This is a genomic window from Pseudomonas sp. PICF6 (genome assembly GCF_009831705.1).
Classification (GTDB): domain Bacteria; phylum Pseudomonadota; class Gammaproteobacteria; order Pseudomonadales; family Pseudomonadaceae; genus Aquipseudomonas; species Aquipseudomonas rhizophila.
This window is the reverse complement of the sequence record NZ_WUUD01000011.1, coordinates 1-17,338: the sequence shown is the minus strand read 5'-3', so window position 1 is coordinate 17,338 and position 17,338 is coordinate 1. Positions and strand designations below refer to the sequence as shown.

At 59.9% G+C, this 17,338-nt stretch carries 14 protein-coding genes; 3 read left to right on the top strand and 11 right to left on the bottom strand.

Features of this window, described 5'->3' with window-relative positions:
• Both GSM73_RS26835 and GSM73_RS03785 read right to left on the bottom strand, forming a co-directional pair.
• Positions 1-596, bottom strand: a 596-nt coding sequence (locus tag GSM73_RS26835; RefSeq protein WP_372241358.1) for an MCP four helix bundle domain-containing protein, incomplete at its 3' end; no start/stop codon positions are given.
• A 271-nt stretch (positions 597-867) separates the two neighbouring features.
• The gene (locus GSM73_RS03785) at positions 868-1,581 is read right to left on the bottom strand and encodes a tellurite resistance TerB family protein (RefSeq protein WP_160891624.1); all 714 of its coding nucleotides are present in this window, start codon (positions 1,579-1,581) and stop codon (positions 868-870) included.
• A 196-nt stretch (positions 1,582-1,777) separates the two neighbouring features.
• On the opposite strand from GSM73_RS03785, the gene GSM73_RS03780 reads away from it, so the two are divergent.
• Positions 1,778-3,202: a gamma-aminobutyraldehyde dehydrogenase gene (locus GSM73_RS03780; RefSeq protein ID WP_160891622.1), complete on the top strand. Its 1,425-nt coding sequence runs from the start codon at positions 1,778-1,780 to the stop codon at positions 3,200-3,202.
• Between the two features lie 267 nt (positions 3,203-3,469).
• Here the strand turns inward: GSM73_RS03780 and GSM73_RS03775 are convergent, their stop codons facing one another.
• Positions 3,470-3,655: a hypothetical protein gene (locus GSM73_RS03775; RefSeq protein WP_047227515.1), complete on the bottom strand. Its 186-nt coding sequence runs from the start codon at positions 3,653-3,655 to the stop codon at positions 3,470-3,472.
• 364 nt (positions 3,656-4,019) lie between these two features.
• Here GSM73_RS03775 and GSM73_RS03770 point away from each other — a divergent pair, with 364 nt between their 5' ends.
• Positions 4,020-5,645 (top strand): glucan biosynthesis protein D, encoded by a 1,626-nt coding sequence (locus GSM73_RS03770; protein WP_047227514.1) that lies wholly within the window; start codon positions 4,020-4,022, stop codon positions 5,643-5,645.
• A 202-nt stretch (positions 5,646-5,847) separates the two neighbouring features.
• On the opposite strand, the gene GSM73_RS03765 is transcribed toward GSM73_RS03770, so the two are convergent.
• From GSM73_RS03765 to GSM73_RS03755, 3 genes are all read right to left on the bottom strand, one after another.
• The gene (locus GSM73_RS03765) at positions 5,848-6,954 is read right to left on the bottom strand and encodes an NADH:flavin oxidoreductase/NADH oxidase (RefSeq protein ID WP_047227513.1); all 1,107 of its coding nucleotides are present in this window, start codon (positions 6,952-6,954) and stop codon (positions 5,848-5,850) included.
• A 346-nt stretch (positions 6,955-7,300) separates the two neighbouring features.
• Positions 7,301-9,010 (bottom strand): single-stranded-DNA-specific exonuclease RecJ, encoded by a 1,710-nt coding sequence (gene recJ, locus GSM73_RS03760; RefSeq protein ID WP_047227512.1) that lies wholly within the window; start codon positions 9,008-9,010, stop codon positions 7,301-7,303.
• Positions 9,011-9,181: 171 nt separating this feature from the next.
• Positions 9,182-9,724, bottom strand: a complete 543-nt coding sequence (locus GSM73_RS03755) for a YaeQ family protein (RefSeq protein ID WP_047227511.1) — start codon at positions 9,722-9,724, stop codon at positions 9,182-9,184.
• A gap of 146 nt (positions 9,725-9,870) precedes the next feature.
• Between GSM73_RS03755 and GSM73_RS03750 the strand changes: the two genes are divergently transcribed.
• A complete protein-coding gene (locus GSM73_RS03750) occupies positions 9,871-11,070 on the top strand; it encodes a CaiB/BaiF CoA-transferase family protein (protein ID WP_076386213.1) in 1,200 nt (399 codons plus the stop codon).
• A 245-nt stretch (positions 11,071-11,315) separates the two neighbouring features.
• On the opposite strand, the gene GSM73_RS03745 is transcribed toward GSM73_RS03750, so the two are convergent.
• The 5 genes from GSM73_RS03745 to dsbC all read right to left on the bottom strand — a co-directional run bounded on the left by GSM73_RS03745 (position 11,316) and on the right by dsbC (position 16,961).
• A complete protein-coding gene (locus GSM73_RS03745) occupies positions 11,316-11,603 on the bottom strand; it encodes a DUF3509 domain-containing protein (protein ID WP_047227509.1) in 288 nt (95 codons plus the stop codon).
• A gap of 185 nt (positions 11,604-11,788) precedes the next feature.
• Positions 11,789-13,159, bottom strand: coding sequence for a transporter substrate-binding domain-containing protein (locus GSM73_RS03740; protein WP_047227508.1), 1,371 nt, complete (start codon positions 13,157-13,159; stop codon positions 11,789-11,791).
• A 120-nt stretch (positions 13,160-13,279) separates the two neighbouring features.
• The gene (gene thrC, locus GSM73_RS03735) at positions 13,280-14,689 is read right to left on the bottom strand and encodes a threonine synthase (protein ID WP_047227507.1); all 1,410 of its coding nucleotides are present in this window, start codon (positions 14,687-14,689) and stop codon (positions 13,280-13,282) included.
• Positions 14,690-14,792: 103 nt separating this feature from the next.
• Complete coding sequence (locus tag GSM73_RS03730; protein ID WP_047227506.1) at positions 14,793-16,097, bottom strand: homoserine dehydrogenase; 1,305 nt, start codon at positions 16,095-16,097, stop codon at positions 14,793-14,795.
• A 132-nt stretch (positions 16,098-16,229) separates the two neighbouring features.
• The gene (dsbC, locus tag GSM73_RS03725; protein WP_076386216.1) at positions 16,230-16,961 is read right to left on the bottom strand and encodes a bifunctional protein-disulfide isomerase/oxidoreductase DsbC; all 732 of its coding nucleotides are present in this window, start codon (positions 16,959-16,961) and stop codon (positions 16,230-16,232) included.
• Positions 16,962-17,338 lie beyond the last annotated feature (377 nt).

Below are 17,338 nucleotides of genomic sequence, written 5' to 3'. Positions count from 1 at the left end.
ACCGCCACGAGAAACGACAGCCCCATGGCAACTTCAGCGGCGGTTACCGACTGACTGATGGTCAGGGCGGCTTTTTCCGCCAGCTCCCGGTTGCGTTCGATGATCTGGTTCAAATGCCCGCGACCGTCGAGCCATGCCGGCGTCAGCTCTTTCTCCAGCGCCAGCTGTGCCCCTTCGAAATCCTTGCGTTCATACAGGTCCAGAACCTTCGCCAGGGCCTTGTTGAAGTCCTGATGATTGACCTCGAATTCGTCGAAGGAGACTTGGTCGGCAGGGTCCTGGATCAGCTTTTGATAGTGCTGGATTTCCTCGCGCAGATGCTGCTCGTAGCCCTGGTAGAGGGCCTTGTCCTCGGCAGTGATTTCCCGCTGGCCCGAGAGGCCGACGATCTGCTGGGTCTTGACGTAGCTGTCGACCCAGCCACCGCGAATCATGGAACTGTAATACACCCCCGGCACCGCGTAGACGCGTACTTTTTCTTCGCTGGCCTCGATCCTCAATAACCGCGAATACGTGACGACCACCATCAGCAGCATGATGGCGATGATCACCGCAAAACTCGCCAGGATGCGTTGGCGCAACGTCCAGTTCTTCACAGTACAACCTCGGGCATTTTGAAATGCTGGGGAGTATAGCCGAGGGCGACGTTGCGGCTGTATGGCGGTGAGGAAGGAGTTTGGTGATTCGCTCAGCTGTTCAAACAGCTCAAGCCAGGCATCAATGTGGCAGTCGATGCAAAAGTTCTATGGGAGCGAACCTGCTCGCGATTGCGATGCATCAGTCAATAATGGTGTCGACTGACAAACCGCTATCGCGAGCAGGCTCGCTCCCACAGGGGGTGATATTTACCTTGGGGTCAGGCCTGGCTCAAAGAGCGGCCTGACGTACCTGCTTCTCCAGCTCAGTCTTCAACCCCGGCTCCAGCTTGAGCTGGCGCGCCAGTTCATCGAGGTAGGATTTCTCCATGAAGTTTTCCTCATCCACCAGCATCACACTGGCGATGTACATCTCGGCGGCCATTTCCGGCGTGCTGGCGGCCCGGGCGACATCGGCGGGGTCCAGGGGTTTGTTGAGCTCGGCGTGCAGCCAGTGTTGCAGCTCCTGATCGTTGTCGAGCTTGGTGAACTCACCTTCGATCAACTGCTTTTCACGCTCGTCGACGTGGCCATCGGCCTTGGCCGCCGCCACCAGGGCCGTGAGGATCGCCTGGCTGTGCTGCTCGACCTGGGCCGGGGGAAGACGATCCAGCGTCTGCGGTTCAGTTTTCGGCGCACTGCCCTGCTGGGCTTGCCAATTGCCATAGGCCTTGTAGGCGATCACGCCCAATGCCGCCAGACCACCATAGGTCAGGGCCTTGCCGCCAAACTGGCGAGCCTTCTTGTTGCCCAGCAACAGGCCCATGGCTCCGGCGGCCAGCGCCCCGCCACCCGCGCCGGAGAGCATCCCGCCCAAATTGCCAGCACCACCGCCGAGCAAACCGCCCAGGCCGCCGGATGACTTGCCTTGGGAGCCGCCAGCCTTGTTCTGCAACATTTCCTGACCGGACTTGAGAAGCTGATCGAGCAATCCACGGGTGTTCATTTGCTGCCTCCACGCATTCGGGTAACCGGATCATTAAGGCAATCAGCCTAGTTCGAAAGTGCCCGAGTCTGTCGGTGAGAGTGCTTCGAGATGTTGCTTGCCAATTTTCCTGTGGCTGCGGCGAACCCGATAAAACGATATAGACTCGAATCAACTGAAAAACCGCAGCAAAAACAGCTTTGACGAGGGCTTGGACATGCAAACCAAACTGCTGATCAATGGTCACCTGGTGAACGGCGACGGGCCCGGCCAGGCCGTGTTCAACCCCGCGCTGGGCCGGGTGCTGGTGGAAATCAACGAAGCCAGCGAAGCTCAGGTCGATGCCGCCGTGCGCGCGGCCGACAGTGCCTTCCAAAGCTGGTCCCAGGTATCGCCCAAGGACCGCTCCCTGCTCCTGCTCAAGCTGGCCGACACCATCGAAGCCCACGGCGAAGAACTGGCCAGGCTCGAATCGGACAATTGCGGCAAACCTTTGAACGCCGTGCTGAACGACGAGATCCCGGCAATTGCCGACGTGTTCCGTTTCTTTGCCGGCGCCAGCCGTTGCATGAGCGGCTCGGCGGGTGGCGAATACCTGCCGGGGCACACGTCGATGATCCGCCGCGATCCGGTGGGCGTGATCGCCTCCATCGCGCCGTGGAATTACCCGTTGATGATGGTCGCCTGGAAAATCGCCCCAGCCCTGGCCGCCGGTAACACCGTAGTGCTCAAACCCTCGGAGCAGACTCCACTGACGGCGTTGCGGCTGGCGGAACTGGCGTCGGAAATTTTCCCCGCGGGTGTACTCAACGTGCTGTTCGGTCGTGGTCAGACGGTCGGGCAACCGTTGGTCACTCACGCAAAGGTGCGCATGGTTTCGCTGACCGGCTCCATCGCCACAGGCGCGAACATCATTTCCAGCACCGCCGACAGCGTCAAACGCACCCACATGGAACTGGGCGGCAAGGCCCCGGTGATCATTTTCGACGATGCCGACATTGACGCAGCCGTGGAAGGCATCCGCACCTTCGGTTTCTACAATGCCGGCCAGGACTGCACCGCTGCCTGCCGCATTTACGCCCAACAAGGCATCTACGACAGGTTCGTCGAGAAACTCGGTGCGGCGGTGGCCAGCATCAAATACGGTCTGCAAACCGCCCCGGACACCGAGATGGGTCCGCTGATCACAGCCCAGCACCGCGACCGCGTTGCCGGCTTTGTCGAACGGGCCATCGCCCAGTCGCATATTCGCCTGATTACCGGTGGCAAGGCCGTGGAGGGCAACGGATTCTTCTTTGAACCAACGGTATTGGCCGACGCCCAGCAGGACGACGAAATCGTGCGCCGCGAGGTTTTTGGGCCGGTGGTGTCCGTCACGCCGTTCATCGACGAAGCGCAGGTGCTGGCCTGGGCCAACGACTCGGACTACGGCCTGGCGTCTTCAGTCTGGACCGCCGACATCGGCCGCGCCCATCGCTTGGCGGCACGCCTGCAATATGGCTGCACCTGGGTGAACACCCACTTCATGCTCGTCAGCGAAATGCCCCATGGCGGTCAGAAACGTTCCGGTTATGGCAAGGACATGTCGATGTATGGACTGGAGGACTACACAGTAGTGCGGCATGTGATGTTCAAGCATTGAACCAAAGAACGACTACCACGGCCGGACGGCAGAGTCTGGTCGTGGCGGTTCAAGTGTCATGACGGCACTACCAACGCCACTGAGGGAAAATAACTTCGGTAGCGTTTGGCATCACGAGTGAGCAAAGGCAGGCCATTCACAGCCGCATGGGCACCGATAAAAAAATCGGCCAGCACGTTATTTTTCCCGCCTCCTACTGGCTGATGTGAAACCAGAAAGATGGATAAAGGCGCAATCCGAGCTCTCTACGAGCAGATCCGCACTCATTCAAAACCTCGAAACACTGCGCATCGCATCCATCAGGCAACGCATGGCGATCCGGTCGTTTTCCGACAGTTCGCGATAGCGTTCCACCAGTCTTAGTTCGTCCATGCTGAGCGGCCGGGTCCGGCGCGCGCTCGTCAAGCATGGAAGGATCCCCAGCAATTGGGTGATGCCCTGTATTTTTGTCATTGAGCCTTGTCCTTCTGTACGTCGAATTGACCGATAGCACCTGCTGAATCCGCGGGTTCAACCTCTATCACGCTAAAGGATAGGGAGGATTCACACCGTGAACAGGGAGTTTTAGAGTAATTAGTCAAAAAATGCAGAGTTACCCGTTAAAAAAGGAAATATCTGTAAGGAAATTTAACTAAACCACGCTTTCCTCTCTCTCCCGTGCCACGTATCCCCTATGATTTTGCGCCTCGGTGAACCGATCCAGCTCTCAGGTATCTGTTCTAACGTCCGTCGCGTTTGGCCAAAGGCATGTCCGAACTTCTTTACCAGTCTCTGTTGCCAGGAAAGGCTCGGGATTGTTTCCAGAAAGGTTGTATTTATGCACCGCAGGAATCTGCTCAAGGCGTCCATGGCTTTCGCTGCCTACACCGGGCTTTCGGCCTCAGGGCTTATGGCCGCACGCGCCTGGGCTGCTGACCGGACCGCCGACGGCGAGGCCCGTCCTTTCGATTTCAATGGGTTGAAAGAACAGGCCCGGGAACTGGCCAAGAGCCGTTACGTCGACACCAAGCAAGTTTTGCCGCCGACACTGGCGATGATGTCCCCGCTGCAATTCAACGCCATCCGCTACGACGCCAACCACTCGCTGTGGAAGGAGCTGGACGGTCAACTGGACGTGCAGTTTTTCCACGTCGGCATGGGCTTCAAGCAACCGGTGCGCATGTACAGTGTCGATGCCAAGACCCGCATGGCCCGTGAAGTGCACTTCCGCCCGGAGTTGTTCAACTATGAGAAAACCACGGTCAACACTTCGCAGTTGACCGGTGACCTGGGCTTCTCAGGGTTCAGGGTGTTCAAGGCGCCGGAGCTGGACCGGCACGATATCGTTTCGTTTCTGGGGGCCAGTTATTTCCGCGCCGTGGACAACACCGGCCAGTACGGATTATCGGCCCGGGGCCTGGCCATCGACACTTACGCCAAGAAGCGTGAGGAATTCCCGGACTTCACCAAGTTCTGGTTCGAAATCCCGGACAAGAACAGTACCCGTTTCGTGGTCTACGCCCTGCTCGACTCGCCCAGCGCCACCGGCGCCTATCGTTTTGACATCGATTGTCAGCCCACCCGCGTCGTGATGGAAATCGATGCGCACATCAATGCCCGTACCGCCATCGAGCAATTGGGCATCGCGCCGATGACCAGTATGTTCAGCTGTGGCACCGTTGAGCGGCGCATGTGCGACACCATCCACCCGCAAATTCACGATTCCGACCGACTGGCGATGTGGCGCGGCAATGGCGAGTGGGTTTGTCGCCCGCTGAACAACCCCGCCACCCTGCAGTTCAACGCCTTCGCCGACAACAACCCCAAAGGCTTCGGCCTGGTGCAGACCGATCACGACTTCGCCAGCTACCAGGACACCGTGGACTGGTACAGCAAGCGCCCGAGCCTGTGGGTCGAACCGACAACGGCCTGGGGCGAAGGCTCGGTCGATCTGCTGGAAATTCCTACGACCGGTGAAACCCTGGACAACATCGTCGCATTCTGGACGCCGAAGAAGCCGGTCGCTGCCGGTGAATCGCTGAACTACGGCTACAAGCTCTATTGGAGCGCCTTGCCACCGGTGAGCACCGAGCTGGCCCAGGTCAACGCGACCCGTTCAGGCATGGGCGGCTTCATCGAAGGCTGGGCACCGGGCGAGCACTACCCCACCGTCTGGGCCCGACGTTTTGCCGTGGACTTCAACGGCGGCGGCCTCGACCAGCTCCCCCCTGGCACCGGTATCGAACCGGTAGTGACCTGCTCCCACGGCGAGGTGAAGGACTTCAACGTGCTGGTGCTCGATGCGATCAAGGGTTACCGCATCACCTTCGACTGGTACCCGACCGACGACCGCGTGGACCCGGTGGAGATGCGCCTGTTCCTGCGCACCAATGACCGGACCTTGAGCGAGACCTGGCTGTACCAGTACTTCCCGCCGGCGCCGGATAAGCGTAAATACCCTTGATCCTTGCGCGTCAGGGATGACGCCATCGCGAGCAGGCTCGCTCCCACAGGGTGGGGTGTGGATCACAAATTCTGTGAACAACACCAATCCACTGTGGGAGCGAGCCTGCTCGCGATGAGGCACGTACAGACGCCGTACCATCCAGCCAAATAAACAAAAGCCCCGGCCAAAACGACCGGGGCTTTTTGTTTCAAGCTAACCCTTAATCGCGCAAATCCGACTCATGAATCGGCTGGTCCCGATGCGTGGCTCTCTGATACTGCGCTGGCCACGTGGCCTTGCGGCCCCCCAGGTCATCATCGGCATGCAACGCCCAGTACGGATCACGCAACAGTTCGCGGGCCAGGAAAATGATGTCGGCCTGGCAGGTCCGCAAGATGTGCTCGGCCTGGGCCGGTTCGGTAATCATGCCGACAGTGCCGGTGGCGATTTCCGACTCCTTGCGCACCCGTTCGGCAAAGCGCGTCTGATACCCCGGACCGGTGGGAATTTCCGCATTCACAGCGGTGCCGCCCGATGACACATCGATCAGGTCCACCCCCAGCGCCCTGAATCGCCGCGCCAGCTCCACGGTTTCATCCGGGTTCCAGCCATCCTCGACCCAGTCGGTGGCCGATACGCGCACGAACACCGGCAATTCCTCAGGCCATACCGCCCGGACCGCTTCGGTCACTTGCAGCACCAGCCGGATGCGATTCTCGAACGAGCCGCCGTATTGATCGCGCCGCTGATTGCTCAAGGGAGACAGGAATTGATGCAGCAGATAACCGTGGGCTGCATGGACTTCCACGACTTTGAACCCGGCCGTCAGGCTACGTTTGGCCGCCTCCACGAACGCCTGGATGACACCGGCAATCTGCCCCTCGTCCAGTTGGATCGGCTGGGTGTGCTGCGGATCGAAGGCAATCGGCGACGGGCCGACCGGAACCCAGCCGCCCTCCTCCGGTTTTACGCTGCCATGCTTGCCGAGCCAGGGTCGCCAGGTGCTGGCCTTGCGTCCGGCGTGGGCCAGTTGAATGCCGGGCACGGCCCCTTGGGCGGTGATGAAGCGGGTGATGCGTTGCAGGGGGCCGATCTGTTCATCGTTCCACAACCCCAGGTCCTGATCAGTAATGCGACCGTCGGCAGTGACGGCAGTGGCTTCGGTGAACACCAGGCCGGCACCGCCCACGGCGCGGCTGCCGAGGTGTACCAGGTGCCAGTCATTGGCCAGGCCATCGGCGCTCGAATACTGGCACATCGGCGACACCGCGATGCGATTGGGCAGGGTCAATTGGCGAAGGGTATAGGGTTCCAGCAGCAGACTCATGGGGCACCTCTCGAATCATTGGGCAGGCTCCAGGGTTCTGTTTGAAAAGTCGACGAGTGACAAAAGGTGCAACACCCGCCCCCGCGGGCAAAGAAATCCGACAAGACGTCACAAGGGCTATCAAGCAGTGCTTAGAGCCTAGTCGACAACCTGGGAGGCGGGAGGGTTCAGAACTTAAAAATCGACGGTGTGACGCAATGGTGTACCCCTGTGGCGAGGGAACTTGCTCCCGCTGGGCTGCGAAGCAGCCCCGGCATTGCAGCCATCACATCGCAAGGGGACGCTGGCGCGTCCAGCGGGAGCAAGCTCCCTCGCCACAGAGTACGAACGCAAGATGGCGGCGTGTCTACCGCGGTTCGATATGGGCAATCATCAACTGCACCGTTTCCTGGCCGCGAAACTCGTTGAGGTCGAGTTTGTAGGCCAGTTCCACCCAGCGCACGGTGGGGTTTGGCCAGATATCGCGGTCGATGCCGAAGGCGATACCGTCCAGTTTCACCGAGCCGCATTCGCTTTTGAGGACGACCTTGAGGTGCCGTTCGCCCACCACGCGCTGTTCGACCAACTGGAACACACCGTGAAACATCGGCTCCGGGAAATGCTGGCCCCAGGGCCCGGCGTGACGCAGCGCCCGAGCCAGCTCCAGGTGAAACTCTTCCACCGCCAGGGTGCCGTCCGACAACAGGCGCCCGGTCAGGTCTTCTTCGCGCAATTGGCGGCGCACTTCAGCGTCGAACGCCTCGGCGAACAGTGGAAAATTCTCTTGCGCCAACGTCAGGCCCGCCGCCATGGCGTGACCGCCATACTTGCTGATCAGCGTTGGATGTTGCGCCGCCACCACACTCAGGGCATCACGAATATGAAAACCCGGCACCGAGCGCCCCGAGCCCTTGAGCAGGCCGTCTCCGGCATCGGCAAAAGCAATGGTCGGGCGGAAATACCGCTCCTTCATCCGCGAGGCGAGGATCCCGATAACGCCCTGGTGCCACTGAGGATCGAACAGACATAGACCGAACGGCATGGACTCCACCGGCAAGTCCTTGAGCTGGGCCAGCGCTTCACGCTGCATGCCCTGTTCGATGGATTTGCGATCCTGGTTCATGCCGTCCAGTTGCGCCGCCATCTCCCGCGCCAAGGCCGGATCGTCAGTGAGCAGGCATTCGATGCCCAGGCTCATGTCGTCCAGACGCCCGGCTGCGTTCAGGCGCGGGCCGAGGATAAACCCGAGGTCCGTGGAAGTGATACGAGAATGATCGCGCCTGGCCACTTCCAGGATCGCCTTGATGCCGGGTCGGGCGCGCCCTGCACGAATGCGTTCCAGGCCCTGATGCACCAGGATCCGGTTGTTGGCGTCCAGGGGCACCACATCCGCCACGCTGCCCAGTGCCACCAGATCCAGCAGTTCGCCGATGTTTGGCTGGGGGCTGCTGGCGTACCGGCCCAGGCTGCGCAGACGCGCCCGCAAGGCCATCAGCACATAAAAGATCACACCGACACCGGCCAATGCCTTGCTCGGGAACTCACAGCCTGGCTGGTTCGGGTTGACGATAGCGTCGGCCGCCGGCAGTTCGAGGCCCGGCAAATGGTGGTCGGTAACCAGCACCTTGAGCCCCGCCGCTTTCGCCGCTGCCACACCTTCGACACTGGAAATGCCGTTGTCCACGGTGATCAGCAACTGCGGCTCACGGGTCAGGGCGACCTCGACAATTTCCGGGGTCAGTCCGTAGCCGTACTCGAAGCGATTGGGTACCAGATAATCGACATGGGCCGCACCGAGCAAACGCAGGCCCAACATGCCCACCGTGCTGGCTGTCGCCCCGTCGGCATCGAAGTCGCCGACGATCAGGATGCGCTGGCGCTGCTCCAGCGCCACCACCAACAGATCCACGGCCGCGTCGATACCCTTGAGTTGCTGATAAGGAATCAAGCGCGCCAGGCTCTTGTCCAGTTCAGCCTCGGACTGCACGCCACGGGCCGCATACAGGCGCGTCAACAGGGGTGGCAAGTCACCGAGGAATGGCAGGGTGTCGGGTAGCTGGCGGGGTTCTATGCGCATGGGGTGACAAAGTTTTCTCTGGAAATCGTGAAGGTTGTGGCAAGGAAAGCTTGGGTGGGAGCGGGCTTGCTCGCGAAAGCGGCGGCACATTCAACATCAATGCAAACTGATCTGCCGCCTTCGCGAGCAAGCCCGCTCCCACAATGGCTCACTCAATACCGGGTCAATGGCTCAGCCGCGCTCACCCAGCAACCATTGCAACTGGACTTCATGCTGGCCGCGATCATCGGTCACGAAAATCGTCCCCTCGCTGATCATCACATCCCACTTGATCACGCGGGGCATGTCCTTAGCGAGCGTCTCCAGCACTTCCTGGGGCACGGCGGCGATGTTGACGTTCTTGAGGTTCTTTACCGCCGGGATCACCTTGCCTTCCCAGACTCGCAGGCTGCCGTAGGCCAGCAGGCTCGTGCGTTCAGTGCGTCGCGAGCACCAGGTCAGGCGGTCGGCGTCGGGTTGGCCCACTTCGATCCAGTGCAGCACACGGTCATCCAGGCTTTTTTCCCACAGCGCAGGTTCATCGACATCCGACAGACCTCGGCCAAATGCCAGCAGCTCGTTGTACCAGAAAGCGTAGGCCAACAGGCGCACGGTCATGCGTTCTTCGGTTTCCGAAGGATGACGGGCGATGGTCTGCTTCACGTTCTCGTACACACTGCGGTCGAGGTCGGTGAGGTTCAGTTCAAACTTATAGGTCGTGGACGGCTGGGCCATGAACGGGCTTCTTGATACGAGGAAAGGCGGCAAGTCTAACCGATGAGGCGGGCATTCCACGAATTGCCGACCATCAACCTGCGGCGACTGACGCCGGCCTATGATAAAACGCTCTTTCGTTCTGCCTTTGTTCTACAGGATCCGTCATGTCGCTTACTGCCAAACCCCTTGCGGGCGTCAAAGTCATCGAACTCGGCACCTTGATCGCCGGACCTTTTGCCTCGCGGATCTGCGGTGAATTCGGTGCCGAGGTGATCAAGGTCGAATCGCCCGATGGCGGCGACCCGTTACGTAAATGGCGCAAGCTGTATGAAGGCACGTCCTTGTGGTGGTTCGTCCAGGCGCGGAACAAGAAATCCCTGACCCTGAACCTCAAGCACCCCGAAGGTCTGGCGATTCTGAAAAAGCTGATCGGCGAAGCCGACATCCTGATCGAGAATTTTCGCCCCGGCGTGTTGGAAAAGCTCGGCCTGGGTTGGGATGTATTGCATGCGCTGAACCCGAAGCTGGTCATGGTGCGGCTCTCGGGCTTCGGTCAGACCGGGCCGATGAAAGATCAGCCCGGGTTTGGCGCAGTGGGCGAGTCCATGGGCGGCCTGCGTTACATCACCGGGTTCGAAGACCGGCCACCGGTGCGCACCGGCATATCCATCGGCGATTCGATTGCCGCCCTCTGGGGCGTGATTGGCGCACTGATGGCGCTGCGTCATCGCGAGGTCAACGGCGGAACCGGGCAAGTGGTGGATGTGGCGCTGTACGAGGCGATTTTCGCCATGATGGAAAGCATGGTGCCGGAGTTCGATGTGTTCGGTTTCATCCGTGAGCGCACCGGCAACATCATGCCCGGCATCACCCCGTCGTCTATCCACACCAGTGCCGATGGCAAGCACGTGCAGATTGGCGCCAACGGCGACGCGATCTTCAAGCGCTTCATGCAGGTCATCGGTCGTGAGGATCTGGCCAATGACCCGCAACTGGCCAGCAATGACGGGCGCGACAGCCGCCGCGATGAGCTGTACGGGGTCATTGATCGCTGGGTCAATTCACTCCCGCTCGATACTGTTATCGAGCATTTGAACCAGGCGGGAGTGCCGGCCAGCCGGATTTTCAGCGCCGAAGATATGTTCAGCGATCCGCAGTTCCTGGCCCGGGAAATGTTTCTCCAGGCCAAGCTGCCGGACGGCAAGGCGTTCAAGATGCCGGGCATCGTCCCGAAACTCTCCGACACCCCGGGCAGCTCTGAATGGGTGGGACCGACGCTGGGTGAGCACAATGCCCAAGTGCTAGGCGAGCTTGGCTATGATGCACAGCAGATCGCCCAACTGCGCATCGACGGTGCCATTTGATGCGGTGAACGAAAGTCTGTGGCCACTGAAGATCAACTGTGGGAGCGGCATCGCTCAGCGCCAGAGCACGCTAAAACCTTAAACGCCGGGCAAAAAGAAACCCCGAGAAGTGGGGAGACAACTCGGGGTTAAACGCGACCATTCAGGTCCGTACAACAAGCGACAAGCACCGGAGCACAATGCTTGATCTTGCTGGTAAAGGGTCTGACTCATCAGGACGTAGGAAGGTTCCCACGAAATAGTGTTCAATTCGGGAGAGCCATCACCTTGTCACGTGCCAGATTACGCAGCGCCGCGATCACACAGGGCTCAAGCCGGCCCTCGGCAATCAGCACGTCGCGGTGCAGGCCATCGACCACGTCCGTCAGTTGGCGTCTGTCGGTCAATTGCGCTTGGTTGAACATGCGTTCGACCATGATGGCCCCGGAGGCATTCTTCAGCGTTACCAGACACTCGCCCCTGGCGCCAGAGGGAGTCAGCGTCACCTGATACGGGCTCAAAGCCTCACCCAGCAATAGGCTGATACTTTCCATTCGCTCACCCTTCAATAGTCCGAAAACAACTGCTTGTTCACAGTAAATGACCGTGGGCCGCAGCAGAAAGTTCGTTCGCATACCGAGCCGGTACACCTCGAAGCCGTTGAACCGAGCATGCGCGTCCAATATGACAGGCAAACAACAGCTACCGCTTGAGGGAATTTTCTCGCGAGCCGGTTGCGTCAAGCCAGCAATGGCTCAGCGCGGTTCCACCGGCGCCCGACATCGATCCAGCCTCCCAGCAAACCGCGCAACTGCCCATCGGCCCCATAAAAAGGCACCGACCAATGATAGATTTTGCGTAATCCACTCCTGAACATCAGTTGACGATCGACGAACCGGGACTGGCCGGTTCGCAGTTGCTCCATGACCTCTCCATGCAGCAGCTCGGCAGTCGCCGGCGGGAACACCGCGGAATCCGTCAGCCGGGTCCCCCGCAACTTTTCAAAGCGCGTCGCGAACTGCTCTTCGTAACTCTTGTTGCACATGATCAGGCGCCCTTCCAGGTCACGAATGAAGATCGGATCGGGAATGGCATCCATCAAGGCCCTCTGGAGCATCAACTGATCATTGAGGACAGCCTCGGCCTTGAGGCGCTGGTCGATTTGTATCTGCAGGCGGCGGTTCCAGAGCAGGGACAGCAGAGCGAACAACACGACCACCGTCACACACCAATAACCCCAGCGGGAAATCCGCAACCAGACCGATGGCGCCTGGCCAGGGGCGATACCGGCCATCCATTTGGAACGCAGCGCCCGCATTTCTTCGGCCGGAAAAGCTTCCAGCGCCTTGTTCAGAATACTCAGCAATGGGAGCAGATCCTGACGTACAGCCAGATAGTCCGGCTCCCACTTGCCCTCCAGACTTCTTCCTACACGCAATTGTCCCGCCGGATAAAGGTGCACCCCGGTTTCGTTTTCAATGGTGGCGTGGGCCTCCCGGCTCTCCACCAGGGCCCTCGCTTCCCCGTAAGTCTTGACCGTGCGCAACTCGATGGCCGGGTAGTCGCGCCGGATCTGCGCCTCCAATGCATGCCGTGCCGGCAATGCCAGGATCTTGCCATTGAGCTGCTCCAGCGAATCGGGGACGGACTCCCCGTCGCGCCCTACGAATACCCAGCCGGAACCGCCAAAGGCGTGGCTGAAGCTCAGAAAATCCCTGCGTTCGTCGTTCATCGCCAGCGTGGTCGTCATGTCGGCCTCTGCGTTTTCCAACATCGCCAGCAATTGTTCAGGGGAGAACGACTCCCGATGCACAAACTCAAGGCCTGTCATGCGCGCAATACGCTGGAGAATGTCGTTGTTCAGGCCGTTCCACTGCCCATGCTCATTCTTGAACAGGTACAACGGAAACTGCATCGAGGCCACGATGACCTGCGGGTTTTGCTCGATCCATTTCAATTCCTGCGGATCCAGCACCAACCGTTCGCCGGGGCCGAACGGTGGCGTTTCGTAGGTCGCCAACTGTGCGGCGTCCACCCCCAGTGCCCAAAACACCAGGACCAGGCCCATCATCCAGCCCAGGGCTGGTTTGCGTCTGATAAAAAACAACATCTGCATATCCTTCGAGATTACTCGCCCGTCCCTCCAAGGGCGAAAACCCGATCAGTTTGGCATGCAGAAACAAGAAAGCCCGTCAGGAGACGGGCTTCAAAATGTGACAGGTTTCAGCGCTCAGAGAGGCTTGCCGCGGTTGCCATGCTGACTGACAAAGGCCTGCACGGCTTTCAAGTCATTGGGCAACACGGTGCAACGCTCATCTCGCTCAAACAAATCAGAAAGATGTGCGGGTAGTTCGAGCGCTTTTCCTACACCGGCCTTCTCCACCGCTTCCGGAAACTTGACCGGATGAGCAGTGCCCAGGATCACCATCGGAATGTCCAGACTGCGACGGCACTCACGAGCGGCTCTCACACCGATGGCCGTATGTGGATCGAGCAATTCACCGCTCTGCTCGAACACCTCGGCAATGGTCTCGCAGGTTTGCGCATCATCCACCGCCAGGGAGTCAAACAGCTTGCGCGCTTCGGTCCAGCGCTCAGGCTCGACGCTGAAACCACCGCCCTGCCGGAAGCTGTCCATCAGGCCGGCAATTGCCGCGCCATTGCGACCGTGCAGGTCGAACAGCAAGCGCTCGAAGTTCGACGACACCATGATGTCCATGGACGGCGACAGCGTAGCGTGCAGGGTTTCCTTGACGTACTGGTTGCCGCTCATGAAGCGGTGCAGGATGTCGTTGCGGTTGGTGGCGACGATCAACTGGTTGATCGGCAGCCCCATGTTGCGCGCCAGATAACCGGCAAAGATATCGCCGAAGTTACCCGTAGGCACCGAGAACGATACCGAACGGGCCGGGCCGCCCAGTTGCAGGGCCGCGTGGAAGTAATAAACGATCTGGGCCATGATCCGCGCCCAGTTGATCGAGTTCACCGCGACCAGCCGCGTACCTTTGAGGAAGCTCTGGTCGGCAAAACTGGCCTTGACCATTTCCTGGCAGTCATCGAAGTTGCCTTCGATGGCGATGTTATGGATGTTATCGCCGAAAATCGTCGTCATCTGCCGACGCTGCACTTCCGAGACACGGTTGTGCGGGTGCAGGATGAAGATGTCGACGTTCTCGCAATGCTTGCAGCCTTCGATGGCGGCCGAACCGGTATCGCCGGAAGTGGCACCGACAATCACGACACGCTCGCCACGCTTTTGCAGCACGTAGTCCAGCAGACGACCGAGCAATTGCAGGGCGAAGTCCTTGAAAGCCAGGGTCGGGCCGTGGAACAGCTCCATCACCCATTCGTTACCGTTGAGCTGACGCAACGGCGCGATGGCGTTGTGGGAAAAGACGCCATAGGTCTCTTCCAGGATTTTCTTGAAGTCGGCGTCCGGGATGCTGCCGGTGACAAACGGGCGCATGACCCGGAAGGCCAGTTCGTGATACGGCAAGCCGGCCCAGGAGGCGATCTCTTCCTGAGTGAAACGCGGCAGGTTTTCCGGCACATAGAGGCCGCCGTCCGTGGCCAGGCCGGCCAGCAGGACATCTTCGAAATTCAGGGCCGGTGCCTGGCCGCGGGTGCTGATATAGCGCATAGGGGCAAACCTTTGGTTTGAGCTGCAAGCGACGAGCTGAAAGCTACAAGTAAAGCGGGGTTGCTTTTAACTTGTAGCGTGCAGCTCGTCGCTTGTAGCTGCTTCAGTTCAAGTGTTCGACGCGGATACGGACCACCGGCCCGACGACGCCCTGGAGAGCCTCCAACGCGGTGATCGCGTCGTTGATGCGCTGCTCGACCACTCGGTGGGTCAGCAGGATCATCGGCACCAGGCCATCGTGTTCCTCGACTTCCTTCTGCATGATCGACTCGATGTTGATGCCGCGCTCCGAAAGGATGCTCGCCACCTGAGCCAGTACCCCTGGGTGGTCCTTGGCCTGGATACGCAGGTAGTAGGCACTTTCGCATGCTTCGATCGGAAGAATCGGATGATCCGACAGCGAGTCCGGCTGGAAAGCCAGGTGCGGCACACGGTTCTCCGGGTCGGAGGTCATCGCACGCACCACATCCACCAGGTCGGCCACCACCGAGGAAGCGGTCGGTTCCATGCCGGCGCCAGCGCCGTAGAACAGCGTGGAGCCCGCGGCGTCGCCGTTGACCATCACAGCGTTCATCACGCCGTTGACGTTGGCGATCAGGCGATCGGCCGGGATCAAGGTCGGGTGCACGCGCAACTCAATGCCACTGGCCGTGCTACGGGCTACGCCCAGGTGCTTGATGCGGTAGCCCAAGGCTTCAGCGTAGTTCACGTCAGCGGTGGTCAGCTTGGTGATGCCTTCGGTGTAGGCCTTGTCGAATTGCAGCGGAATACCAAAGGCGATAGACGCCAGGATCGTCAGCTTGTGCGCCGCGTCGATGCCTTCCACGTCAAAGGTCGGATCGGCTTCTGCGTAACCCAGGGCCTGGGCCTCGGCGAGCACGTCTTCGAAGGTGCGACCCTTTTCGCGCATCTCGGTGAGAATGAAGTTCCCGGTGCCGTTGATGATCCCGGCGACCCAGTTGATGCGGTTGGCCGAAAGGCCTTCACGAATCGCCTTGATCACCGGAATGCCACCGGCCACGGCGGCTTCGAACGCAACGATCACGCCCTTTTCCCGCGCCTTGGCGAAAATCTCATTACCGTGAACAGCGATAAGCGCCTTGTTCGCGGTGACCACATGCTTGCCATTCTCGATGGCCTTGAGTACCAGCTCGCGGGCAACGGTATAGCCGCCCATCAGCTCTATGACGATGTCGATCTCAGGGTTCGTGGCCACTTCGAAGACATCGTTGGTAATCGCAATACCGGTCGTCTGGAACTGAGGCTTTGGCGTGCGCATGGCAATTTGTGCCACTTCGATTCCACGCCCGGCACGACGAGCAATTTCCTCGGCGTTGCGCTGAAGTACGTTGAAGGTGCCGCCACCGACGGTACCTAACCCACAGATGCCTACTTTGACCGGATTCACTCTTGACTCCCCATGAAACGGCCGACGCAAGGTCGGCCGTGAAATACAGCCGCGCAGCAACGCGACTTTGTGTTTAACGGCCCGACGAAGGTTTTCGCCGAGCCGTGATCTTCATAAACGCACTGCCCATGATCATTTGGCACCAAGGGCCAGTTTGGCGACTTGTGGCGCCGGCTGGTAGCCCGGAATCACCTGGCCGTCCGCCAAAACGATGGCCGGCGTACCGTTCACACCGATGGACTGACCGAGGGCGAACTGCTTGGAAACCGGGTTTTCGCACTTGGCGGCCTTGATTTCCTTGCCATCGACCATCTTGTCCATGGCCGCTTTTTTGTCCTTGGAGCACCAGACCGCCTGCAACTGCTCATCACCCGGTGAACCCAGGCCCTGGCGCGGAAACGCCACATAGCGCACTTCGATGCCGCGCTTGTTCAGCTCCGGCACTTCGGCGTGCAGCTTGTGGCAATACGGGCAGGTGGTGTCGGTGAACACGGTGATGTGGGACTTGGTTTCACCGACCGCCGGGTAAACCACGGTTTCGGCAACAGGAATACCGTTGATCAGCTTGGAAATGCCCTGGCGTTCGGTCTTCTCGGTGAGGTTGACCGGCTTGCCATCCTTGAGCTCGAACAGGTTGCCCTGGACGATGTACTGACCGTCGGCGCTGGCGTAAAGCACGCGGCTGCCCTGGAGCTTGACTTCATACAGGCCGGACATGGGGCTGGCGGTGATGGTTTCGATCGGCACCTCCATCTGAAGGTTTTCCAGGCTCTTGCGGATAGCCTTGTCGGCCGCGTCGTCGGCGATGGCAACAGTACTGGCCAACGCAATGGCGGCGGCGGTGAACATCTGGATCAAACGCATGGGAGCTCCTGAGACGGACAAATGGGACGGGGAACGCCGACCGGCAGATTCGGGTTCCAACCGCCCACTGTGCAAACCGGCAAAGCCTACCACATAAGGCCCGCATGGCCGAATGCCGGTGATACAAGGCATATGGATGCCTTTTTTCTGTGTGCTGGCGTGGGTTCACATATCTGGCGCTCACCACAACTCCCTGTGGGAGCGAGCCTGCTCGCGATAGCGGTGGGTCAGCTTGCATTGATTTTGAATGCGCCACCGTCATCGCGAGCAGGCTCGCTCCCACATGGGCTATCGGGTACTCATCAATCCAGGGATCTTCATTCAGCCTCGGGGGTGATGCTTGGCGTGCAGATCCTGCAACCGCGCCCGAGCCACAT